General features: G+C 63.4%; 20 protein-coding genes. 7 read left to right on the top strand and 13 right to left on the bottom strand.

Annotation, left to right across the window (positions count from 1 at the left end):
• Positions 1–61: 61 nt before the first annotated feature.
• Positions 62–1,066 carry an ABC transporter substrate-binding protein gene (locus ASG39_RS16640; protein ID WP_062596223.1) on the bottom strand — a complete coding sequence of 335 codons (1,005 nt, stop codon included), beginning with the start codon at positions 1,064–1,066 and terminating at the stop codon, positions 62–64.
• Between the two features lie 169 nt (positions 1,067–1,235).
• Positions 1,236–2,255 carry an aldo/keto reductase gene (locus ASG39_RS16635; protein WP_062596222.1) on the bottom strand — a complete coding sequence of 340 codons (1,020 nt, stop codon included), beginning with the start codon at positions 2,253–2,255 and terminating at the stop codon, positions 1,236–1,238.
• Positions 2,256–2,432: 177 nt separating this feature from the next.
• Here ASG39_RS16635 and ASG39_RS16630 point away from each other — a divergent pair, with 177 nt between their 5' ends.
• Positions 2,433–3,323 (top strand): GntR family transcriptional regulator, encoded by an 891-nt coding sequence (locus ASG39_RS16630; protein WP_062596101.1) that lies wholly within the window; start codon positions 2,433–2,435, stop codon positions 3,321–3,323.
• 46 nt (positions 3,324–3,369) lie between these two features.
• The gene (locus ASG39_RS16625; RefSeq protein ID WP_062596100.1) at positions 3,370–4,524 is read left to right on the top strand and encodes a fumarylacetoacetate hydrolase family protein; all 1,155 of its coding nucleotides are present in this window, start codon (positions 3,370–3,372) and stop codon (positions 4,522–4,524) included.
• Positions 4,525–4,552: 28 nt separating this feature from the next.
• Here the strand turns inward: ASG39_RS16625 and ASG39_RS16620 are convergent, their stop codons facing one another.
• From ASG39_RS16620 to ASG39_RS16600, 5 genes are read right to left on the bottom strand one after another with little or no spacing between them, the layout of a single operon-like run.
• Complete coding sequence (locus ASG39_RS16620; RefSeq protein ID WP_062596099.1) at positions 4,553–5,068, bottom strand: GAF domain-containing protein; 516 nt, start codon at positions 5,066–5,068, stop codon at positions 4,553–4,555.
• A gap of 59 nt (positions 5,069–5,127) precedes the next feature.
• Positions 5,128–5,940 (bottom strand): ABC transporter ATP-binding protein, encoded by an 813-nt coding sequence (locus ASG39_RS16615; RefSeq protein ID WP_062596098.1) that lies wholly within the window; start codon positions 5,938–5,940, stop codon positions 5,128–5,130.
• Complete coding sequence (locus ASG39_RS16610; RefSeq protein ID WP_062596097.1) at positions 5,937–6,968, bottom strand: iron ABC transporter permease; 1,032 nt, start codon at positions 6,966–6,968, stop codon at positions 5,937–5,939. The genes ASG39_RS16615 and ASG39_RS16610 overlap by 4 nt, the downstream gene beginning before the upstream one ends.
• Positions 6,969–6,973: 5 nt before the next feature.
• Entirely contained in the window at positions 6,974–8,020 is a 1,047-nt protein-coding gene (locus ASG39_RS16605; protein ID WP_062596096.1) for an iron ABC transporter permease, read from the bottom strand.
• Positions 8,017–9,009 (bottom strand): iron-siderophore ABC transporter substrate-binding protein, encoded by a 993-nt coding sequence (locus tag ASG39_RS16600; RefSeq protein WP_062596221.1) that lies wholly within the window; start codon positions 9,007–9,009, stop codon positions 8,017–8,019. The genes ASG39_RS16605 and ASG39_RS16600 overlap by 4 nt, the downstream gene beginning before the upstream one ends.
• Positions 9,010–9,256: 247 nt before the next feature.
• Here ASG39_RS16600 and ASG39_RS16595 point away from each other — a divergent pair, with 247 nt between their 5' ends.
• Positions 9,257–11,392, top strand: coding sequence for a TonB-dependent siderophore receptor (locus tag ASG39_RS16595; protein ID WP_062596095.1), 2,136 nt, complete (start codon positions 9,257–9,259; stop codon positions 11,390–11,392).
• A 28-nt stretch (positions 11,393–11,420) separates the two neighbouring features.
• On the opposite strand, the gene ASG39_RS16590 is transcribed toward ASG39_RS16595, so the two are convergent.
• Positions 11,421–12,338, bottom strand: a complete 918-nt coding sequence (locus tag ASG39_RS16590) for an AraC family transcriptional regulator (protein ID WP_082477319.1) — start codon at positions 12,336–12,338, stop codon at positions 11,421–11,423.
• 234 nt (positions 12,339–12,572) lie between these two features.
• On the opposite strand from ASG39_RS16590, the gene ASG39_RS23955 reads away from it, so the two are divergent.
• The gene (locus tag ASG39_RS23955) at positions 12,573–12,773 is read left to right on the top strand and encodes a dynamin (RefSeq protein ID WP_132536451.1); all 201 of its coding nucleotides are present in this window, start codon (positions 12,573–12,575) and stop codon (positions 12,771–12,773) included.
• Between the two features lie 317 nt (positions 12,774–13,090).
• Positions 13,091–15,157 carry a maltose alpha-D-glucosyltransferase gene (treS, locus tag ASG39_RS16580; protein ID WP_062596093.1) on the top strand — a complete coding sequence of 689 codons (2,067 nt, stop codon included), beginning with the start codon at positions 13,091–13,093 and terminating at the stop codon, positions 15,155–15,157.
• Between the two features lie 113 nt (positions 15,158–15,270).
• Here treS and ASG39_RS16575 read toward each other — a convergent pair whose 3' ends face one another.
• The 4 genes from ASG39_RS16575 to ASG39_RS16560 all read right to left on the bottom strand — a co-directional run bounded on the left by ASG39_RS16575 (position 15,271) and on the right by ASG39_RS16560 (position 17,961).
• Entirely contained in the window at positions 15,271–16,110 is an 840-nt protein-coding gene (locus tag ASG39_RS16575) for an oxidoreductase (protein WP_062596219.1), read from the bottom strand.
• Positions 16,111–16,176: 66 nt separating this feature from the next.
• Complete coding sequence (locus ASG39_RS24715; protein ID WP_062596092.1) at positions 16,177–17,451, bottom strand: sensor domain-containing diguanylate cyclase; 1,275 nt, start codon at positions 17,449–17,451, stop codon at positions 16,177–16,179.
• Between the two features lie 73 nt (positions 17,452–17,524).
• Complete coding sequence (locus ASG39_RS23950; protein ID WP_062596091.1) at positions 17,525–17,767, bottom strand: hypothetical protein; 243 nt, start codon at positions 17,765–17,767, stop codon at positions 17,525–17,527.
• Complete coding sequence (locus ASG39_RS16560; protein ID WP_156468172.1) at positions 17,764–17,961, bottom strand: hypothetical protein; 198 nt, start codon at positions 17,959–17,961, stop codon at positions 17,764–17,766. Before ASG39_RS16560 ends, ASG39_RS23950 begins: the two co-directional genes overlap by 4 nt.
• A 514-nt stretch (positions 17,962–18,475) precedes the next feature.
• Between ASG39_RS16560 and ASG39_RS16555 the strand changes: the two genes are divergently transcribed.
• Positions 18,476–19,858, top strand: coding sequence for a hypothetical protein (locus ASG39_RS16555; protein WP_244481256.1), 1,383 nt, complete (start codon positions 18,476–18,478; stop codon positions 19,856–19,858).
• Positions 19,859–19,912: 54 nt separating this feature from the next.
• Here ASG39_RS16555 and ASG39_RS16550 read toward each other — a convergent pair whose 3' ends face one another.
• Positions 19,913–22,006 (bottom strand): acyltransferase family protein, encoded by a 2,094-nt coding sequence (locus ASG39_RS16550; protein ID WP_082477317.1) that lies wholly within the window; start codon positions 22,004–22,006, stop codon positions 19,913–19,915.
• 280 nt (positions 22,007–22,286) lie between these two features.
• On the opposite strand from ASG39_RS16550, the gene ASG39_RS16545 reads away from it, so the two are divergent.
• Positions 22,287–22,988: a hypothetical protein gene (locus tag ASG39_RS16545; protein WP_062596218.1), complete on the top strand. Its 702-nt coding sequence runs from the start codon at positions 22,287–22,289 to the stop codon at positions 22,986–22,988.
• The last annotated feature ends 21 nt before the right edge of the window (positions 22,989–23,009 follow it).

Below are 23,009 nucleotides of genomic sequence, written 5' to 3'. Positions count from 1 at the left end.
CGGCCGCGAGGATCGATGGACGGCGGGGCTCTGCGTCTGCAGAACCCCGCCGTCACGCGTCTTAGTTGATCTTCGGATTGAGAAGAGCGTCGATCTTCGGATCGGCCATGTTGGCCTTGGTGACGAGGTTTGCGCCGGTATCGACGTTGGCTTCGACCTTCTCCTTCTTGGAGACGGCGAGCGCGGTCTTGATGCCGTCGTAGCCCATGCGATAGGGATCCTGCACCACGAGACCGGCGAGAACGCCCTCTTTCAGGAAGCCGACCGTCTTTTCATCGCTGTCGAAGCCGATGACCTTGACCTTCTCGCCCAGCTTGTTTTCGGCGATCGCCTGGCCGACGCCCTGCGCCATGATCAGGTTGGAGGCGAAGACGCCGACGAGGTTCGGGTTGGCGGTGATGAGGTCGGTCATGATGTTGAGGCCCGTAGAGGCCTGACCATCGGCATACTTGTCGGCCACGACCTTCAGGCCCGGATACTTGGACTTGATCTGGTCGAGGAAGCCTTCCTTGCGCTGTTCCAGCGAGCCGGCGCCGGGCGTGTTGGTGATGATGGCGATTTCGCCCTCGTCCTTGCCGGTCGCTGCCTTGATGGCGGCTGCGAGGCCGTCGGCCGCGATTCGTCCGCCCTGGACGTTGTCCGTGGTGAGGAACGAGCTGAAGGCCTTGGAATCGGCGCCCGAGTCGATGCCGATGATCGGAACGGACTTGGCGGCCTCATCGACCGGCTTGCCGAGCGCCTTGAATTCGGTGGGCGAAATCACGATCGCGGCAGGGCTGCCCGCAACCGCGTTTTCCAGGATGCTGATCTGGCCGTTCACGTCGGTTTCGGCCTGTGCGCCGAGTTCCGGAACGTTGACGCCGAGGTCCTTGCCGGCTTTGCGCGCGCCGGCGAGAACGATCTGCCAGTAGAACGAGGTGGTGTCCTTGACGATGATCGGAATGGTGACGTCCTGGGCAAAGGCACCCATCGGCATCATGGTGGCGATAACGGCCGCGCCGGCAACGCTTGCAAGCGAGCGACGTGCAAAGGCGCGACGCGACAGAATATGGTTCAGCAGTGTCATGGTGTTGTTCTCCTCCAACAACGTCTTGTTTCGTTTTCCTCCGACCGTACCGAAGACGCGGCGATGCGGTCTTTATCTATAAAAAACATTTTCCGATCCGACGCTAGCCCAAGAGCAATCCGTTTGCAACTGGCTTTCCCGACGTCGCACGCTCTCTTTTCGCGGATCTTCAGACCCGAACGGCGTCGGTGCCCAGAGGCGGCGCAACGAGCGTATGCGCGTCATAGGGCGCAAAATCTTCCGGCTGCAGCCGATGCGCTTCCAGCGCCATGTTGCGCGTGAGGCTCGAAGGCTTGGCGGTGCCGAGCAGGACGGATGCCACCAGGGGATTCTGCAGCGGATATTGCATGGCCGGCGCTGCCAGGGGCACGCCTTGCGAGGCCGAGATCTTCTCCATGGCGCCGACCTTGGCGAGAACGTCCGGCGAAGCCGGTCCGTAATCGAAATGTGCGCCCTCTGTGGCGCCTGTGGCAAGAATGCCGGAATTGAAAACGCCGCCCACGACCAGAGAGGTCTTTTTTGCAGCACAGAGCGGCAGCAATTCGGCGACACCGGTGCGATCGAGCAGTGTGTAACGCCCGGCAAGCAGGATGCAGTCGAGATCGGCTTCGCGCATCACGTCGAGGCAGACGGGCACTTCGTTGACCCCGAGACCATAGGCGGAAATGGCACCGCTCGCCTTCAGTTCGGCCAGCGCCTTCAGGCCACCATCGAGCAATTGCCGGAGATAGACTGCATTGCGTTCCGCGCCATGCGTGTAGACGCCGATATCGTGGACGAACAGGATGTCGAGCCGGTTGAGACCGGTCCGGGCGTAGCTGAACTCGACCGAGCGCATGATCCCGTCATAGGAATAGTCGTAGTCTGTCTGGAACGGCAGGGGATCGACGAATCCGAAGGCGGGAACCTTGTCGTCCGCGACCGGACGCAGGAGCCGCCCGACCTTCGTTGACACGACATACTCCCCCGACGGCTTGTCCCGCAGGAAATCGCCCACCCGCCGTTCTGCGAGACCGAAGCCGTACCACGGGGCCGTATCGAAAAACCGCATGCCCGAATCCCAGGCGGCCTGCAGCGTCTCCATCGCCGTATCGCGCGGGCAGGTCCGATACATGCCGCCGAGCGGCGCGGTCCCGAAACTGTATTCCGTGACGGACAGGTCCGTGGTGCCGATCTTGCGGGTCTTCATGGCATAAATTCCGTCTGCATTGCCTTGGTCGAAGATCGTCACCGATCCGCTTGTTTGTTATTTTATCTACAATAGACAGTTTTCCGTCAACTTGTATTATGCGCCTTGGAGGACGCGCCCATACCCCTGTAAGAACCGGCCGAAACAGGTTGCTCGGGAGGAGGTGCGAAAAGAGGAATGGCGAAACAGAACACGGTCTTCAAGGACGCCTTCAACCGGTGTCTGACGCTTGTCGCGGAAAGCGAGGGGCTTCCGTCCGAGCTTGAGCTGGGGACGACGCTCGGCGTCAGCCGCACGACCGTGCGCGCCATTCTCGAGCGGCTGAAGGCGCTGGAGATCATCGCCTGGGACAAGCGCTCCAAGGCCATGCTGCGCCCGCCGCGCCCTTCGGATTTCTTTCCCGCCGAGGAGACGAGCTCGCTGTCCGACATCATCGAGCGCAGTTTCATGCGCCGGATCCTGGCCGGTGGCGCGGAGCCCGGCATGCAGATCAACGAGTTGGAACTGGCCCGCGACATCGGCACGGGGACGACCAGCGTCCGGGAATTTCTCATCCGCTTCAGCCGCTTCGGGTTGATCGAGAAACGGCCGAACAGCCATTGGGTCCTGAAGGGCTTCACCCGCGAATTCGCGCTGGAGCTGACGGAGATCCGGGAGATGTTTGAGCTCCGCTCGGCTGCGGGATTTGCGGCCCTTCCCGAAGATCATCCGGCCTGGCGGGATCTCGCGGAGATGGAGGCGCTACACCGCGACATGCTCGCAAACATCGACACCCGCTATCGCGATTTCTCCGAGCTTGACGAGCGTTTTCATCTCCTCGTCCACCGCTCGTCGAGCAACCGTTTCATCATCGATTTCTACGACATCATCACCATCGTGTTCCACTATCACTACCAGTGGAACAAGGCGAACGACCGCGAGCGCAATGCACGGGCGGTGGAAGAGCACCTGGATTACATCGCGGCCCTGAAAACCCGCGACCCGGCCAAGGTCGAACAGGCCTGCCGACGGCATCTGCGCTCCGCGCGCGAAACGCTGCTGCAATCGATCCAGCAGCCGGACGCCTGACGATACGAGATCAATGACGATGCCAAAGACAGACAAGGACATACCCATGCCATCAGAGATCTCCCTTCCCCGCTCCGGCACCTTCATCGGCCGGGTCTGGCGACCGGACATCGGCCCGGCCGTGGTCACTGTGCGCGACGGCATGCTGTACGACATCACCTGCCGCGACGTGCCGACGGTCCGCGACCTTCTGGAGAGCGACGATCCGGCAGCGCGCGTGCGAGACTTAAAGGGCGAGCCTCTGGGCACGCTGGACGCGGTCGTGACGTCGTCGCGCGATCATGACGCGGACAGGGGCCACCTGCATCTGCTGGCCCCCTGCGATCTGCAGGTCGTCAAGGCCTGCGGCGTCACCTTCGCCCGCTCGATGATCGAGCGCGTCATCGAGGAAAAGGCGGCGGGGAACCCGTCTCTTGCCGCGAAAGTGCGCGAGCGCGTGACGGCGATCATCGGCGACAGCCTGCGCGATCTCAAAGCGGGATCGCCCGCAGCGACCGCCGTAAAGGCGGCGCTGGTCGAGGAGGGCATCTGGTCGCAATATCTCGAAGTCGGCATCGGCCCGGACGCAGAGGTCTTCACCAAGGCGCCTGTTCTCTCCTCGGTCGGCTGGGGGGCCTCCGTCGGCCTTCACCCGATCTCCAGATGGAACAATCCCGAGCCGGAGATCGTCCTGGCGGTCGACAGTCAGGGCCGGGTCAAGGGCGCGACGCTCGGCAACGACGTCAATCTGCGCGACGTCGAGGGCCGGTCGGCCCTGTTGCTCGGCAAGGCGAAGGACAACAATGCATCCTCGGCACTCGGCCCCTTCATCCGGCTGTTCGACGAGACCTACGGGATCGACGACATCCGCACGGCCGACCTCGACCTTGCGATCCGGGGCACCGATGGTTTCGAGATGGGCGGCAAAAGCACCATGCGCGAAATCAGCCGCGACCCTCTCGACCTCGTCGCCCAGACCATCGGACGCCATCACCAGTATCCCGATGGCCTGATGCTGTTCATGGGAACGCTGTTTGCGCCCGTCGAGGACCGCGATGTTGCCGGGGAAGGGTTTACGCACAAGATCGGCGATGTCGTGACGATCTCCAACCCGGAACTCGGCGCGCTGACCAACACCGTCGCCCTGTCCAACCATGCGCCGGAATGGACCTTCGGTCTTGCGGCCTTCATGCGCAATCTCGCGTCCCGCGGGCTGATCTGACGGCCGAGGCGTGCGGCAGGGCCTGGGTTCAGACGACGGCGACGTTTTCGGTGTCGTCGTTGCCCCCTGCAGCCAAAAGCATGCAGACGGTACCGGGCAGTTTCAGAGCTTCCGCCGCCGCAACGCGTTCTGGCGTGTAGAAACCCGCCTCGTGCAGGCAGTTGATGGTGCCGATCACTGTCCCGCCGACCACGATCGGCACGTTAATGACCGACTGGCACCCGAGCGAATCGATCAGTTCGTAGTCGCCGAACACGGCGGCGATCTCCTCGATCGTGTTGGCCACGAAAGTCTTCTGCTGGGTCAGCGTGATGTCGGACCAGTGCGTCTCGTTATAGGGCTTCGTGCCGGAGACCGGATACTGCTCGGGCATATTGGAGTAGACCCGCTCGGCCACGCGGGTCGTCGTGTCGCTCGTCATGATGGTGAAAAGCTTCACGCCGACCAGCGCCTGCGTCAGCGCCTCCAGGGCCGCATAGGCGGCCATCGGCTGTCCCTCGCCCGCGAGTGCGGCAACGAAGGCCGTGTAGTCCGTGGTGGTCATGAGCCATCTCCCTCAAGGCGCGATCTGGAACGCCGCCTAGCATCCGTCGCGGCTGCAGATCAAGCAGCCTCGTTTCCGGCCATCTTGTGACGCCCGATCGGCAGCATCATCGGGCGCCTGGACAGGGGATCGGAGATGACGCGGCTTTCGAGCCCGAAGACCTTGCGGACCATGTCTTCCGTCAACACCTCTTCCGGCGTTCCGAAGGCATGTATCCGCCCGCCGGCCATCGCGACGAGCGCATCGGCATAGCGCGCGGCGAGGTTGAGATCGTGCAGCACCATAACGATCGTCGTGCCGCGCTCGCGATTGAGGTCGGTCAGGAGATCGAGCACGTCGATCTGGTGGTTGATGTCGAGAAAGGTGGTGGGCTCGTCGAGGAGCAGGATGTCCGTCTCCTGGGCGAGCGCCATGGCGATCCAGACCCGCTGCCGCTGCCCGCCGGAAAGCTCATCCACCGGTCTTTCGGCGAGATCGAAGGTCTTGGTCGCGGCCAGCGCGCCATCCACGGCCTCGTCGTCCCCACGCGTCCAGCGGGAGAACAGGCTCTTGTGGGGATGACGCCCCCGGCTGACGAGATCGACGACGGTGATGCCTTCCGGCGCGATCGGCGCCTGCGGCAGGAGGCCGAGCGTACGGGCAAGCTGGCGCGCCGGCATGCGGTGGATCGAGGCTCCATCGAGGAGGACATGGCCTTTCGTCGGAGCCAGCAGCCGCGACAGGGTCCGCAGGAAGGTGGACTTTCCGCAGGCATTGGCGCCGACGACGACCGTGATCCGGCCCGAGGGGATGGCAAGATCCAGGCCCTGCAGGATCTCCTTGCCGTCATATCCGGCGGAAAGACCTGTCGCAACGAGAGTGTGATCGGTCACAGGGAACCTCCGGTCCGGTTGACGCGGACGATCAGGAACAGCAGATAGGGCGCGCCGAGAGCGCCGGTGATGACGCCGACCGGATATCGGCTGGGAAGCAGGACCTGCCCGAGATAATCCCCGGCGAGCACGAGGATGGCCCCGACGAGAGCGGCCGGCAGGAGCAGCGAACCGTTCGCGCGGACGATGCGCGCGGCGATCGGCCCCGAGAGGAAGGCGACGAAGGCGATCGGCCCGGTGACGGCGGTCGCCACCGCGATCATGCCGACGGCGCAAACGATCACCACCATGCGCGTCTGCGCGACCCGGACGCCAAGGGCCGAGGCGGTATCGTCGCCGAGCCGCAGCGCATCGAGATCGCGGGCCCGGCTGAGGAGGACCCCGCCGAAGACACCGAGCGCGAGAAGGAGCGGCAGCGCCTGCTGCGACTGCGCCCCGTTGACGCTGCCGGTAAGCCAGCGCATCGCCTCCTGCAGGCTCCAGGACGGCGCTGTCGAGAGGATCGTGGCGATCACGCTCTGCAGCATGGCGGAGACGCCGATGCCGACGAGGATGAGCCGTGTCCCGCCGACGCCGTTGCGGAACGACAGCCCGTAGACCAGCATGGCGACGCCAAGTCCGGCACCCACGGCCAGAAGAGAGACCATCGGACCGGACATCTGGAGCACGACGATCGCAAAGACCGCCGCAGCGCCGGCTCCCGAGGTGATGCCGATGATGTCGGGGCTGGCCAGGGGATTGCGCAGCATGATCTGGAAGGCGGCGCCGCCGAGGCCGAAGCAGAGGCCCGAGAGGACCGCAAGACCGGCGCGCGGCAGGCGCAATTGGCCGACGGTAAAGGACGCTCCGGCAACGGGCTCACCGATGAGGATGCGCAGGACGTCCACCGGCGCGACGATGCTCTGTCCGACCGATAGGGTCAGGCCGAAGAGGAGACCGACGAGGATCAGAAGTGTCAGAACGGCCGTCCTGTGACGCCGCGTCCGGCGTCGGCGGTTGAGCGCCAGGCGTTCGATGGTCGGCTGCATCACGGTCACAGTTCCCGCACCCGCTGCCGGCGCACGATCAAGATGAAGAACGGTGCGCCGATGAGCGCGGTGATGATGCCGACATCGAGTTCGCCCGGTCGCGCGACGATGCGCCCGAGAATATCGGCCGCGAGCAGGAGAGCCGCGCCACCGAGCGCCGAAAACGGCAGCAGCCAGCGATGATCGACGCCGATCAGCACGCGGCAGAGATGCGGCACCATGAGGCCGATAAAGCCGATCGGCCCGCAGATGGCCGTGGTCGCGCCGCAAAGCAGGATCGCGCCGCAGGACGCGACGGCGCGGGCGGCCGCGACGTGTTCCCCGAGCCCGGCGGCCACATCGTCGCCCAGCGCCAGCGAGTTCAACTTGCGCGCCGAGAGAAGACTGATGGCAAAGCCGATCCCGAGAAAGGGCAGGACCGGAAGGACGCGGTCATAGGTCGCGCCGCCGACGCCGCCGATCTGCCAGGCGTGAATGCCACCGGCGATATCGCCGCGGGGGAGGACGACGGCAATGACCAGCGAGGAAAAGGCGACGGAGGTGGCGGCACCGGCAAGCGCCAGTTTCAAGGGCGTCGCCCCGCCCCGCCCGAGCGAACCGATCGTGTAGACGAAGAGCGCGGCACCCGCCGCGCCGGCAATCGCGCTCCAGATATAGGCCTGCGCCGATGCCATGCCGAACCAGGCGACGCCGATGACAACCGCAAGCGACGCACCCATATTGACGCCGAGAATGCCGGGGTCGGCGAGCGGATTTCGCGTCACGCCCTGCATGATCGCGCCGGCGAGACCCAAGGCCGCCCCGGCCAACAGGGCTAGAAGCGTGCGCGGAACGCGAAGGGCGATGGCCGCCTGCCCGATCGTTTCCTGCGCCCCGCCAAGCGCCGCCGCGATCTCCGCCCAGGCGACATCGCGCGTGCCGATGGTGACCGACAGGATCGTCAGGACGACAAGCGCGGCGATGAGAAGGGCAAGCCAGAGACCGCGCGATCTTCTGGAGCGCGCGACGCTGCGATGCACGGACGCAAGGGCCTTGACCGAGACCACCGTCATTTCCGCGATGTCGCCGCCTCGCTCAGCCGCGCCACGTAATCCTTCAGGACCCAGCGGATCGACAGCGGCGTGGGATTGGCGGCATTGCCAACCGGATCATTGCCGAGCATGACCAGCGCTCCCTTCGCCACCGCCGGCATGTGTCGCGTCAGAGGATTGGATTTCAGCGTTTCGAACAGGGCCCGATCGCCATAGGTCACGAGAATATCGACATCGTCGAAGGCGTCGATCTGCTCGGCGCTGACGGAGCCGGAATATTTCCCCGGTTGCGACGCCTGAAGAACGCTCTTCGGAGAGGCGAGGCCGAGATCGCCGAAGAATTTCACGCGCGTGTCATTGGTCGTGTAGAAATTGATGATGCTCAGATCCGACGCGCTCAGATGCGTGATGAACATCGCCGTCTTGCCCTTCAACTCCGGATGTCCAGCCAGCGTGCCGGCGATGTCGCTCTCGATGGCATCGATGAGCGCTTCGCCCTCCGTCGCCATGCCGAGCCCGGCGCTGTCGAGCCGGATCGTCTCGCGCCAGTCGGTGGACCAGGGCGCCTGCGGAAATGCGATGACCGGCGCGATCTGGCTCAACGTGTCGTAATCGGCCTGGCCAATACCGGAATAGGCCGCGAGGATGACATCCGGACGGGTTGCCGCGACGGCCTCGAAGTCGATGCCGTCGCCTTCATCGAACAGCACGGGCGGGGCGCCACCCAGCGCGTCAAGGCGCGCCTTGACCCAGGGAAGGATGCCATCGCCGTCGTCGTCGCCGAAATTGGCCCGCGCCATGCCCACGGGCACGATGCCGAGCGCAAGCGGGACCTCGTGGTTCGCCCAAGCGACCGTCGCCACCCGCTTCGGCTTCGTCTCGATCACGGTCGTTCCGAACGCATGCCGGATGGTGATCGGGTAGTCGGTGGTCTCGGCAGACTGTGCCGGAGCCTGCGCGAGCAGCCAGACGGCCATGACAAGATGCGTGGCGAAGCGGAGAAATCTCATCGCGATCCCTTTGACGGACAAAAGTTGACTTCCACTCTCAGCTTCACCGCGTGGCGTCAACGCCAAAGCAGCGGGCTCTCGAAAACTGTGCCGAGTTAACCGGGGGATTCTACAAAACCGCAGGAATCCACAATACTCGATAAATTTCCTCCAGTTATACGGTCGGCGGGACAGCGCGCGGCCGTTTGCGTCGCGGCGGCGCCCACACAGCGACCGGCCCTGCCTCACGACAATCTGGATACTGCTTATGGACATCGACAGAACAGCCACCCCCCGGCGGCCAGCCTTGCTCTCCTACCGGAGCGCGCTCCTGCTCGGCTGCACCGCACTGGTCGCTCTTTCCCCGGCGGGCGCGTTCGCCCAGGACGCCGCGGGTGGCGCGACGGTGCTCGAAAACATCGTCGTCCGTGGTGGCGGGTCAAGCGGAACCGTGCTCAACACGGATGGCGACGCGACCTCGATCGTCGCCACGGAGACCACCGCAACCGGCAAGCTGCCGACCGACATTCTCAAGGCGCCGGCTTCGGTTTCCGTCATCACGTCGAAGGAAATCGAACAGCGCGCGGCCGACAGCGTCGAGCAGGTGGTGCAGTACACGGCCGGCGTCGTCACCGATTTCTACGGGTCGGACGATCGCTACGACTATTTCGACATTCGCGGCTTCACGCCCTACACCTATCGCGACGGGCTGGCGATCGGCCGGACCTTTGCCGGAACGCGCGAAGAGCCCTATGCCTTCGAGCGGATCGAGGTTCTGAAGGGCGCAAGCTCCTCCGGCTTCGGCGCGGCGGAACCGGGCGGATCGGTCAACTACGTCACGAAGACACCCAAGCGGGAACGGTTCGGCGAAGTCTACGGCACCGGCGGCTCGTTCGCGTCCAAGGAACTCGGCTTCGACGTCGGCGACAACCTCACCGGCGACGACACGCTGTCCTACCGCCTGACGGGCAAGCTCCAGCGCGCCGACGCAGAATACGACTTCTCGCAGGACGACGAAAACTTCATCATGGGCGGACTGACCTGGCGTCCGGATGCGGCCACAAATCTGACGGTCGTCTTCGACCATCTCGACAAGGACGGCGTTCCCGGCAGCGGCGGCCACCCGCTCGGCACGGATTTCGACCGCGACACGTTCTTCGGCGAGCCGGACTATTATTTCCGCGACACGAACCGCAACACCTACAGCGTCATGTTCGACCATGATTTCGGCAACGGCTTCAGTTTCGGCTCCAACGCCCGCTACAGCAATCTCAATGACGGGTTCGGCAGCGCCTATATCGGGGGAACGCCGACCGACGGCACGACGACGGCAAGCCGGTACTTCTTCGGCAGCGAAAAGTCCTCGGAACAGTTCATCATCGATGCCAACCTCGTCTACGAGGCCAGCACCGACACCGTCGAGAGCCGCACGCTGGTCGGCACCGAATACAACGCCTTCAAGTCCGACACCGACAATTTCTACACGGCGGCGCCATCGATCGATTGGGAAAGCCCGATCTACACCGGTGGGCCGGGCAGCCTCTCACCCTTTTCCAGCGTCAACAACGACCAGAAGACGGCCGCGATCTATCTTCAGCAGGACCTGACCTTCTTCGACAAGCTGACGGTGAGCGTCGGCCTGCGAAACGACTGGCTCGACCTCAGCGAAACAGACCTTCTCGCCGGATCGACGGCGTCCGGAGACCACAGCGAGTTCACCAAGCGGATCGGCGCGAGCTACAAGATCACCGAGGAACTGGCGCCCTACATCAGCTACGCCGAATCCGCGGCCCCGCCGGCCTCGGGCGCGGACCCGACGACCGGCAAGCAATACGAAGTCGGCATCAAATATCGCCCGGAAGCCTTCCCGGCGCTGATCACCGCCTCCGTCTACGATCTCACGAAGGGCAACATCACCGTCTACGATCAGGTGACCTACCTGCCGCAGTCCGTGGAAAAGGTCCGGCATCGCGGGTTCGAGCTGGAAGCCAAGGCGGAGGTGACGGATCACATCGCGGTCATCGCGGCCTACAGCTATATCGACTCTCAGATCGAGGAACCAGGCGGCGCCAATGACGGCAACCGGCTGATGCGGGTGCCCAAGCACCTTGCCTCGATCTGGGGCACCTACACGCTGGAAGGCCAAGGCGCACGCGGCGACATGACCTTCGGCGTGGGTGCGCGCTACCTCGACTCCTATTACACCGACATCGAGAACACCAAGTCGTCCGAGAGTGCGGTCGTGTTCGATCTGGCCTACACCTACAAGGTCCAGGAAAACACGACGCTGCAGCTGAACGTCAACAACGTGTTCGACGAAAAGCATATCGCGAGCACCGATTCGGGCGCCGTCTACTACAATCCTGGCCGCAAGCTCATGGCCACGCTTCGCCAGACCTGGTGAGGAACGGAGACGGCGGCCCGCTTGCGCGTCACGCGCCGGCGGGCGTTCCCGACCCGCTGATCTGTTGCAGACGCCGCCACGCGGCCGGCGTCTCGCCTTCCACATGCCGAAAGACCTTCGTCAGGTGCGCCTGATCGGAAAAGCCGAGCTGGGCCGCGATGCTGGCGACCGGAAGGTCGCTTGTTCCGAGCAGTTGCTTGGCCTGCCCGATCCGCTTTCCGAGCTGCCATTGCAGCGGCGTCTGGCCGGTCGTCTTCTTGAAGACGCTTGAGAACCAGCTTTCCGACAGGCCGACGGTCGCGGCCATGTCGGCCACCGACATGCGATAGCCGCCGACCTTTTCCGCATGACCGACGAGCTTGTTCATTTGCGCCTGCGTCAGGCGGCCGCCCGTCCTCACATCCTCTTCAGCAGGAATGTCGAGAAGACCCGCCACGATGCTGCCGACAAGGCTTTCGGCATAGACGGCGTGCCGGGTCGGCGACCGAATCTCGTTCGCCAGAAGACGGGCCAGCATTTCGATGCCGGCGATGTCGTGGAGTTCGGCCGGACGGCGAAGCGCTGCCTGCGCCGATGCGCTGCCGATCGACGGCGCGAGATAGCGAAGGATCGTATCCTTGTGCAGGTGAAGATTGAGGTGGCTGAAGCGGTGGGCGCTCCGGCTCGTGGTCCACATCGGCATGCCGGCGGGCACGTAGACCGCACGCGGCATGGCGCGGGCGTTGCGGGTGAAGTCGTCGCTGCGGTTGGAGATGCGCACGTTCTGTGAAACGTCGTTGAAGAACAGCATGATGCGCGGATCGTCCGCGAGATAGTAGCCGCTCGCCCCGGCCCGGCTCTCGGCTTCCCAGAGCACCGTCACCATCCCGTCGAGCTGGCGCCACTGCACCGGCGCCGAGACGGTGATGCCGTCCGTCTTCCACGACATCCGATGCCAGAAGCGCATGATGCGGTGCCCGTTTCGTTGAAAGCCTCGTCGTCGACCAGCCGAGCGCTCGCCGTCTTAAGATGACACTCGTTGTCATATTTACCTTGGCAAGGCAAGACTGGCAGCCGCAGTCCTTCGAGCCCTCGGCCTGCCATCCTCGGGAATCCGGCTCCGCAGCATCACTGTCTCGCTAAAGGCTTGGACAATCACGCGTTCGCGGATAGGTTAAGCCTGCTAACCAAGGAGGCAACATTGAACCGCAACACCATTATCGCAGCCGTCGTCGCTGTCATCGTCGTCATCGTTCTCTGGAGCGTCATGCGCAGCCCCGCTCCGGCGCCCACACCGCCCGCCACGCCGCCGGCCGCTTCGACCCCGGCTCCGGCACCGACCACGACGCCGCCGGCCACCACCACACCGGCTCCGGCAACCACGACACCGCCGGCTAACTGACCCTGACAGCGGCCGCCTCATCAGCAGGCGGCCGCCGCTCCCCCTGCCACGCCGGACGCGACCGAGCCTCCAGAATCTCGGCGTGCCGGCGGACGGACGATTGAAGCGCACGTGCCTGCGGTGTGACGTCATGAACAGACGCGAAACACGCCGGTACAGTCGCTTGAATGCGCAGTCTCACCGACATCGTCAGGCCCGCCTCTCGCCGAAGCTTCGAGCGAAGTTCGGTTTTGCCGTTCCCTTTCGCCGCGCGACGCCTACATCGATCAGCGTGGACCAGAGGCACGACCAGACCATGCGCGGGATCAAAGGCTGACATGACATCACCTAGCAAAGACGACATCGAGAACCTCGTATCTTCCTCGATGCTGCACCAGGCACGCCATTTCGCCGAGAGTTACGGTGGACAGGGGCGTTTCTGGCAGCGGCCCTATGCGGAGCCGCGCCCCCGCTCGGCCTCGGCCATCGCCTCGGTCTGGTTCACCGCCTATCCCCCTTCCGTCATCACGCGCGAAGGCGATTCCGTCTTGAAGACGCTGGGCGACCCGCAGCTCTGGTCAGCGCTTTCGTCGATCGGCGTCCGCGGCATCCATGTCGGACCCACGAAACGGTCCGGCGGCCTCAAGGATGGCGCCTATACGCCGACGATCGACGGCAATTTTGACCGTATCGGCTTCGACATCGATCCGGCCTTCGGCACGACCGAGGAATTCGTCGCCATCAGCCGCATGGCCGCCGCCTTCAATGCGATCGTGATCGACGACGTCATTCCCTCCCATACCGGCAAAGGGGCGGATTTCCGTCTCGCCGAAATGAAGCACGGCGCCTATCCCGGCCTCTACCACATGGTGGACATCCCCGAGGAGGAGTGGTCGCATCTGCCCGACGTGCCGGAAGGGCGCGACGCCGTGAACCTCGGCGCGGAGACCGTCGATTATTTCAGGGACAAGGGCTTCATCGTCGGCCAGCTTCAGCGCGTCATCTTTTTCGAGCCGGGCGTGAAGGAAACCGACTGGAGTGCGACGGCGCCGGTCGAGGGTGTCGACGGGAAGTTGCGGCGCTGGGTCTACCTCCATTATTTCAAGGAAGGGCAGCCGAGCCTCAACTGGCTCGACCCGACCTTTGCAGCCCAGCAGATGATCATCGGCGATGCCCTCCATTCCATCGACCAGCTCGGCGCCCGCGGCCTGCGGCTGGATGCCAACGGCTTTCTCGGCGTCGAGCGCCGCCCGGACGGGCCGGCCTGGTCTGAAAGCCATCCTCTGTCGCTGACCGGCAACGCCCTGCTTGCGGGAATGGTGCGCAAGGCGGGCGGCTTCTCGTTCCAGGAGCTCAATCTGACGGTCGACGATATCGCCGCCATGTCCAAGGGCGGCGCCGATCTTTCCTATGACTTCATCACGCGACCGGCCTACCACCATGCGCTGCTGACGGGGAATACCGAGTGGCTGCGCATGATGCTGCGCACCGTACACGAGTTCGGCATCGATCCCGCCTCGCTCATCCACGCTTTGCAGAACCATGACGAACTGACGACCGAGCTCGTGCATTTCTGGACCTTGCATGCCGACGATATCTACAGCTTCAGCGGCCAGACCTGGCAGGGTCGGACACTGCGGATGCATCTGCGCGATGTGATCCGCGAGCGGCTGTCCGGCGCCAACGCGCCCTACAATCTGCCTTTCGTCACCAACGGCATCGCCTGCACCACCGCCAGCGTCATCACCGCGGCGCTCGGTATCGCCGATCTCGACACGATCGACGACGAGGCGGTCGCCCTGATCCGCAAGATCCATCTGTTGCTGGTCATGTACAACGCCTTCCAGCCCGGCATTTTCGCGCTCTCCGGCTGGGATCTCGTCGGCGCCCTTCCCGTCCGCCCGGAGGATGTCGAGCATCTCATGGGCGATGGCGATACGCGGTGGATCGAGCGAGGCGCCTACGACCTCACGGGCCAGTCGGACGCCGGGCAATCGGCCGAAGGCGTTCCGCGCGCCCGTGCACTCTACGGCCCGGTGACGGAACAGCTGACGCAGCCGGATTCGTTTGCAAGCCAGCTGAAGCGGCTTCTTGCGGTGCGCGAGGCCTACGGTCTTGCTGCCAGCCGGCAGGTCCTGATCCCCGACACGGACACGCCCGGTCTCCTGGTCATGGTGCACGAACTGCCGGACGGGCGCGGCACGCAGGTTACCGCCCTCAATTTCGGCAGCACCGCGCTGCAAGAGGTGATCACCCTGCCGCAGGTCACCCCCGGCCCGGTGGTCGATATGATCGGCGAAACGATCGAAGGCGACCTTCAGGAAGACGGCGCCCTGACCATCACGCTGGACGCCTATGAAGGCCTCGCGTTGCGCATCGTCGGGACCTTGCCCGTTCTGGCCTGATCACGAAGACGGATATCGGAGCGCGGCATCGATCTGTCGCGCCCCGATGGATGCCTCCGATGTTCGAGCCCGGCGCACAGCCGCGGAGGCTCATCGGTGTCGACCGGGCGATCTCAGGCCTCGGGGTAGTCCGCACCGAGCGTGACGGACTCCCAGCGATCGATCTCGGCTATGAGTGTGGCCAGTTTCCCTCTCACCAGCTTCAACCCCGGCGCGCCAAGGATCAGGTTCAGCGGAGGCTCGTCGCTCTCGACCGCCTGAAGGATGGCCTCCGCCGCGCGGACAGGGTCGCCCGGCTGATGGCCACTCTGCTGCGCGACCTGATCGAGCCGCTCGTGCACGGTCTTCGCATAGGCGTCGATCCGTCCGGCAGACGACTGAAGCGAGCGGCCTGCCCAGTCCGTCCGGAACGGCCCCGGCTCGACGACCGTTACCTTGATGCCGAGCGCACCCACTTCCTTCGACAGGGCCTCGGACATGCCGACCACGGCGAATTTCGTTGCGGCATAATAAGAGGAGCCGGGATTGCCAACGAGACCGCCGACAGAGGCGATATTGACGATGTGGCCGGTTCCGCGCTTTCGCATGGACGGCAGGACAGCCTTCGTCATGGCAATCAGCCCGAAGACGTTCGCCTCGAACTGCGCCCGGTAGCCGGCCTCGTTTCCCTCTTCGAAGGCTGTGAGGTAGCCATAGCCCGCATTGTTGACGAGGACATCGACCCCGCCCGCCTCTTCGACCCGCGCGGCGGCAGCGGCGATATCGTCATGCGAGGTCACATCGAGCTTCAGCGAATAGGCGTTGGCGTGGCCCTCGACCAGATCCGCGATCTGCTCGGGATTTCGGGCTGTCGCAAACACGGTGTCACCACGCGCGATCAGGATCTTGGCCAGAGCCCGCCCGAAACCGGTCGAGCAGCCTGTGATGAGCCAGGTTCGTTTTGATGTCGGCATATCGATCTCCTCGTCGCGCTCGTCGGCGCTTGGCGTCTCGCAAGCGCAGGGTTTGATGGTCGTCATTCAGGAAAAGGCGTGACGATCGAATCCGACCCCGTCTTTGCCAGATGCTTTGACGCGGTAGAGAAGCGTGTCTGCATGCGCGATCATGCGGTCGAGGTCGCGATTGGTCACGGCCCAGACACCGCCGATGCTCGCGCGCACATCGACCGGGGCATCCGCGTCGCGGAGCGAAAACGACGTTCGCATCGCACCCACCATGCGGTCGGCGACGGAAATGCCCGTTTCCCTGTCGCCGGCAATCACGACGACAAACTCGTCCCCACCTGCCCGGCAAACGAGATCATCGAAACGGACGCAGGACGTCAATCGGCGTGCCGTTTCCACCAGCACCGCATCGCCGGCCGCATGGCCGTACCGATCATTGACCTGTTTGAAACCATCGAGATCGATCACGAGAACCGCAAACCCCGCGGATGATGTCAGCTGCGAGAAGCGCGCTTCGAGGCCGCGGCGGTTGAGGAGCCCCGTCAGACTGTCGGTCTGCGCGTTGCGCTGCAGATCTTCGATCTGGCGATGCTCCTCCGTAAAATCGATCGCCATGCCGACGATCTTCAGCGGCTTGCCATCGGCATCCCGCAGGAGGCGTCGATCGCATCGCATCCATCGCTCTCCGGCGATCGTCTCCAGCCTGTATTCGGCAACGTTCTGATCGACCGTACCGCAGATAAGCGGGCTGAGATCGGCCGAAGGCCTGTCGAGCCCGTTGATCTTGCTCACATACGTATCGATATCAAGCCCCGTCGCATCCGGGCCGTCGATATACTGAGCGAGCCGATCGGATGTTTCGAAGGCCTGGGCCGCTATATCCAGCTGCCAGAAGCCGCCGCGCACCGTCTCCAGTGCCAGTTCCAGCTGCGCCGCGCGTTCGGCGAGCTGCCGCTCGGCTTGCTTCGCCTGGGTGATATCCTCGACCTGGGTAATGAACCGAACGACCTCGCCGTCACTGCCGCGCATCGCGGCGACGTGGATTCGCACAGGGAGAAGCGACCGATCCGGGCGGATATAGCGTTTCTCGATCGTATACCCGTCGCGCTGCCTGGCCAGCACCTGGTTGAAGAGCGCGAGATCGGCGTCGAGATCATCGGGATGCGTGAAATCCGCGAACAGCACCCCGTTGAGACGGTCAGCTGAGATGCCGACCATTCTGGAGAAGGACCGGTTTCCGCGGACGATCCGGCCCTCCGTATCCACCAGCGCCATGCCGATCGGCGCATGCCGGAATGCGAAGTCGAACAGCGCCAGGCCCTGTTCCGAATCGTTTTCCGGCACATCCATCACAGAACCTCTCGCCGCTAAAGAGGAGGCAGGTCTGCGCCGAGGTGCGGCGCGGGCGGGCGTGAAACGCTGATCATGATCCATCACTATCAAAACGTTCGATGTCGACATCAAGTTGCACCCGGAAGAGCAAAGTCCCATCGGCCCGCTCGCCAATCACAGCTGTCGTCGCCGGAAGCGCCGTCGGCTGCAGGTCCCTCAGCCAGTCGCAAAGAGCGCCGAGCGCCTCCTGTTCCGCGGTCGCCTGGTCAGGAAGCGAAACGCCGCCACTCTCGTCGATCCGACCGCCCTCGTCGGTAAAGAATCGAATTCTCATGCTGGACCGCTTGCCGTTTCGTGACTCTTGCTGCCGGTATCTTTGGCAAGCCGCTGGGCCCGCAGCCGCTCGGTCTTTTGCCGACGCTCGTCCTCCTGGCGACGCTGCATTTCCATGACGGTCTGCTTGGTTGCCGTAATGTCGCCCAGCGCACCTTGCCCGCGCGTGCGACGCTTCTTTGCGATGTCTTCCATATCGCCCTCCATCGTCGTGAAAAGAATGAGATTGGCCTCCGGAAGAAAAATTCAATAATCTACAAGTCTAAATTCTGTATATCCGTTCTTCTTAAAACATGTATATTCGAAAATAACGGCCTAATTTCGCCTATAGCAATCCTCCGTTGGGCGTAAGATCTATCTCATGCGCTTCCGATATACGGACCCGAAATATAGGAGTCGCCAAAACACGGTCATTACCATCATACCGTGCACACCGGCTTTTGAAGATGCCTGCTGCACCTGGCGGCACTCTCGGGTGCCAAAGGGTGCCGCCGGCTCGTTCGCAGCCCACTCTCGGTTGATCCCGCACTTTCGGCAGACCGAAGACGCTGACGCGCGCGACGATCGCCATCGTCAATGCCGCATGCGGTTCACGTTTCGATATAATCCGTCACGTTAAATGACTTTCCATTGCGGCGAACTCCGTTCATGTGATGATCAACGACTGTTGCGACCTGCGCGCAACGACCCACGACCTGAAGACATGACCATGGAAAACCCGATCGCACTGGAAAGCATCGCCGGCAACACGCTGTTTCGGAAGGGCGACATCTTCGTTCTCTTCGGCGAGTTGTTCGGCCGCGGATATGCGACAGGCCTTCTCGATCAGGCCCGCAAGGTCGGTATGCAGATCGTCGGCATCACGGTTGGCCGTCGCGATGAAAACAATGCGCTGCGTCCGCTCACCCCAGACGAGCTTTCGGCGGCCGAGGCGCGGCTGGGCGGCACGATCATCAACGTGCCGCTGATGGCCGGCTTCGATCTCGACGGCCCGGAGGGTGGCCCGACACCGACAGATCTTCTGGCGGACCTCACGCTTCAGACGTGGCAGGACGCAAAGATCGACTGGGATCATATCGAGACTTGCAAGGCGATTGCGACGAACCGGTTCGAGACGGCGCTGGCGCAGGTCATGGCAGTTCTCGACGGCATGATTCCGGAGGGGCGCAACGTCTTCTTCGCGCACACGATGGCTGGCGGCATTCCGAAGGCCAAGGTCCTGCTCGTCGTCGCCAACAGGATCTACAAGGGTACCGGCGCCCGCCACATGTCGTCGCAGACCCTGCTCGACAGCGACATGGGCAAGCTGATCCTCCAGAACTTCGATGAAGTCTCGGCCAACACCTTCCGTCATCTGATCGATGCAAGCGCCGCGATCCGCACGCGGGTGGAAGCCTCGGGCAGTTCCGTGCGCTATACCGCCTACGGCTATCACGGGACCGGCATTCTCATCGGCGACGCGTATCGCTGGCAGACCTACACGAACTATACGCAGGGCTACGCCAAGATGCGGCTTGAGGCCATCGCATCGGAAGCGTGGGACGCCGGCGTGACGGCGACCGTCTACAACTGCCCTGAAATCCGCACCAATTCTTCCGACGTCTTCACCGGCATCGAGCTTCCCCTGATCCCGCTTCTGCTGGCCTTGAAGCGTGAGAATGGCGGCCGTTGGGCGGACGGACAGTGGCAGGCCTGCGAAGCTCTGCTGGCCGACGGCCACTCGGTGACCGATGTGCTAAGCCGGATCAAGGATCTGCAGGCGAGCGCCGTCATGGTGCCGTTCTATGATTTCAGCGCCTGGCCGATGCCCAACAGCCAGGCCCAGGCGGATCTGACGATCGGTACCTCCAACGACATCACCGCCATGCACCGCGACGGCAAGGAATTGATCAGCGATCTCCTGAGTACGCTGGTGGTGGAGGCAACCGGCCGGCTCATCTTCGGCGCAACCTCAGCGCCCGCCGGTCCCGTGCGCTGGATCCATCACGACCTGGTCGCCCGCTGCCTGAATGCCGCGCATCGCGACGACGCGGGCGCGGCGCAGACTGCCCCGGGCCAGACTCAGGCATCGCGGCTCAGCGCCGTCGCCTGATCGGCAGATCCTCCAGGGTCTGCCGGCGAACCGGCTTGTAAAACGCTTCTATCTTCATCGGCGCTGCGTCTCCGGCACCGCCATGCTCCAGCGATCCCCCGAAGGCTGAGATGTCTCGCCCGGCGGTTTGGCGATCATCGCCATCGTCTCGTCGAAGAGTGGCGACAGGAATCTCGCGCCGGTCAGGGAGAGATGATCGCTGTCGCGATAGAGGATGCCGCCATTGGCAACCGGATGGCATCGCGTCGCGTCGCAGAGCAACGCGAAAGGATCGACAATCGAAGATCCCGTTTCCCGCGCAAGCCCGAACAGCATGTCGCGCGCCAGCCTCTGCCGCTGCAGCGTGTAGCTGAGGGGCAGGCTGAAATCGACATTTTCGTCGGTCATTTTCGCACGCGCCAGCGCTTCCGGCACCTTCACGCCCATTTCGGGTACATCCTGAACAAGGATCGCTCGCGTGCCCTGCTGCGCAAACGCATCGATGGTCGCCTTCAGGCTGTCGCGAACCGGCGCCGACCAGTCAGGTAGAGACAGCGGTTCGGATGTGTTGAAGAAGACGCCTTCCCCGGGCAGTTCGGTACGGTGAACATATTTCGGCCAGTAACCGACCATGAAGACATAGGGGATCTTTTTCTGCTCGATCAGGCCGAAAGTCGCCGCCAAGGTCTCACGGCAGCGATTGACGACGCGCTCTGGCCCGAAGACAGCGTCAGGGAGAGGCGGACAGGAGGCCCGCGCAACGAAAAGACCGGAGATGCCTGCCTTGCGCGCGGCTGCATCGATGGCCGGCGCTATTGCCGCCGCATGAGAGTCCCCCCAGACAATGAAGCGCGGCGCCCCTGTCGCGGCAGCGCCCATCGGGCAGACAGCACCGTCCCGGATGGCTTGCGTCTGCAATCCCTGACCATCGGTATCGGTGAAGCAGTTCGGTGCAAAGAAGGGGCTCTGGTCATAAGTCGCAGAATAGATCGAATAGACATCAGCAGGCAGGCGCTCAGGAATACCCTCATACCGTGTCACGACGAAGCCGAACGTCGCGGCCGCGGCCATTGTCGTTCCCAGCAGCGACAGGACGAGACCGCGCGACCGGAAGACTGCGGCGGTGCGGGCAGGCTGCTCGATGAACCGCCACGACAGCGTTGCACAAATGAAGGACAGGACGACGACCATCAGACTGTCGGTGAGTGTCAGGTGGTGGCCGGTCTCGTAGCGATAAAACACGATGATCGGCCAGTGCCAGAGATAGAGCGAATAGGAGATGCGGCCGATGAAGAGAGACGCGCCATGGGTGAGGAAGCGGGCGGGAAACCAGCGCGTTGACCGGGCATGGATCACGAGGGCTGCGCCCAGCACCGGAACAGCAGCAAAAGGCCCGGGAAAAGGCGTCGCGGAGGAATAGAGGAAGATCGCGGCCAGGATCGCCGAAAGGCCCACGGTGCTGAGGAGAGCCGCCACCCGCTCGCTGTAGTTCGGCCGTGGTGCGAAGGCGACCAGTGCACCGATCAACAATTCCCAGACGCGGAAATGCAGAAGGAAGAACGCCTTTTCCGGGGAATGGCTCGTCGCCCAAAGGCAGGCACCGAACGAGATCAGGATGAGACCACCCGTGATGTGCAGGATGAACCGCCGGGCGAAGGTGAAGGCGAGGAACAGCGAGATCGGAAACAGGATGTAGAACTGCTCCTCCATGGACAGGGACCATGTGTGCAGCAGCGGCTTCATTTCGGCCGAAATGTCGAAATAGCCACTTTCCTGGCGGAAGAGAACATTGGCCGAGAACAGTGCGGCGGCTCGCACGCTGTCGCCGAAATAGCGGAACTCCTGCGGCATCAGACGGAACCAGGCAAAGACGGCCGTGATTGCCATCATCGCGAACAGCGCGGGAATGATCCGCCGGATTCGGCGGATATAGAAGGCTGGAAAGGAGAATGTTCCCGCCTCGAGATCCGACAGGATGATCTTCGCCATGAAGTAGCCCGAGAGGACGAAGAACACATCGACCCCGACGAAGCCACCGCGGAACAGCGCGACATCGGCATGGAAAAGAAGAACCGGCAGAATGGCAAGCGCACGCAAACCATCGAGGTCGGGGCGATAATCGATATGCTTCGCGCCTATGACATGTTTCGATCCAGCCGAAGCGGCCATGGGCTGATTCCCTATCCCAGACTCTGTACGTCGTCTTGTGCAGAAGAAAGTAAAAAAGCGGTTCTCGCTGAGACCGCAGTCCTTCGATTAGCTCTCGGACGCCCTGTTGTCGCTACTCGCTTACAAAAACGGCATGACATCCTGACCTGTCCGGGGCATATCGGTCCTATCTGTGCGTTACTCACGACAGATCCGGCCGACGCCCGCAGAGGGAAAAGCCGTAAAATGAGACTTTATCGTGGTGCCCGTCGGACGGTTCACCGCTTCCCGGGACGGCGAGATGAAGAAGCAAGAGTTGCAGGCATTGAGAGAGACCCACCGCCGGTGGCTTGCGAAGCTCGAGATTCTCGATCGGCCATGGCTCGTGCTGGGGTCCGCACCCAACCCGACGCTGCCGTCTGACATCGTCGCGCACTGCGCCCGAATGGACGTGAACAATGCCGGCAAGACGGCCAACATGCTCGGGCTCCCCGCGGCGGACCTGACGTTTCGAAAGCGCAAGAAGTCCTGGGAGGAACATCCCGATGTTCGCACGCGCGGCCTTCTATGGCTCCATACCCGTCCGCTCTGGGTCATGCACCTGAAGTTACTCATGAAACCCAGTGTTCGCTACCGAAGCCTCATGCGTGCCACCAAGGAGGAGCGTGAGGCGATCGTCGAGCACATGTGCGGCGGCATGCCAAAGGACATCGGCGAAACCGGCCACGTCACGAATGGCGTCGCGGCCCTTTGCTACGCGCTCTTCATGGGCGTGCCTTCCGTCACGCTGGCGGGCTTCTCGCTCACCGTCATGGGCCACTCCTACAACGAGAATGGCAACACGCGGCGCCAGATTGCCGAAGACGCGTATGTCCTGTCGAAACTCCGGGAGCGCCCCGATGTCTTCACGACGGAAGAGGGTTTGTCTGCGTCCATCGGCATCCGCCACGTTTCGCGCCTCGAAGACATTCGAGACGCGTCCATGACCGATCGCGAAGCCTGAAACCGTGCCGGACCGTTGCGC

Source organism: Rhizobium sp. Leaf371, assembly GCF_001424045.1.
Classification (GTDB): Bacteria; Pseudomonadota; Alphaproteobacteria; order Rhizobiales; family Rhizobiaceae; genus Ferranicluibacter.
Note: the sequence above shows the minus strand (reverse complement) of the source record. Positions and strands in the feature narration are given on the sequence as shown.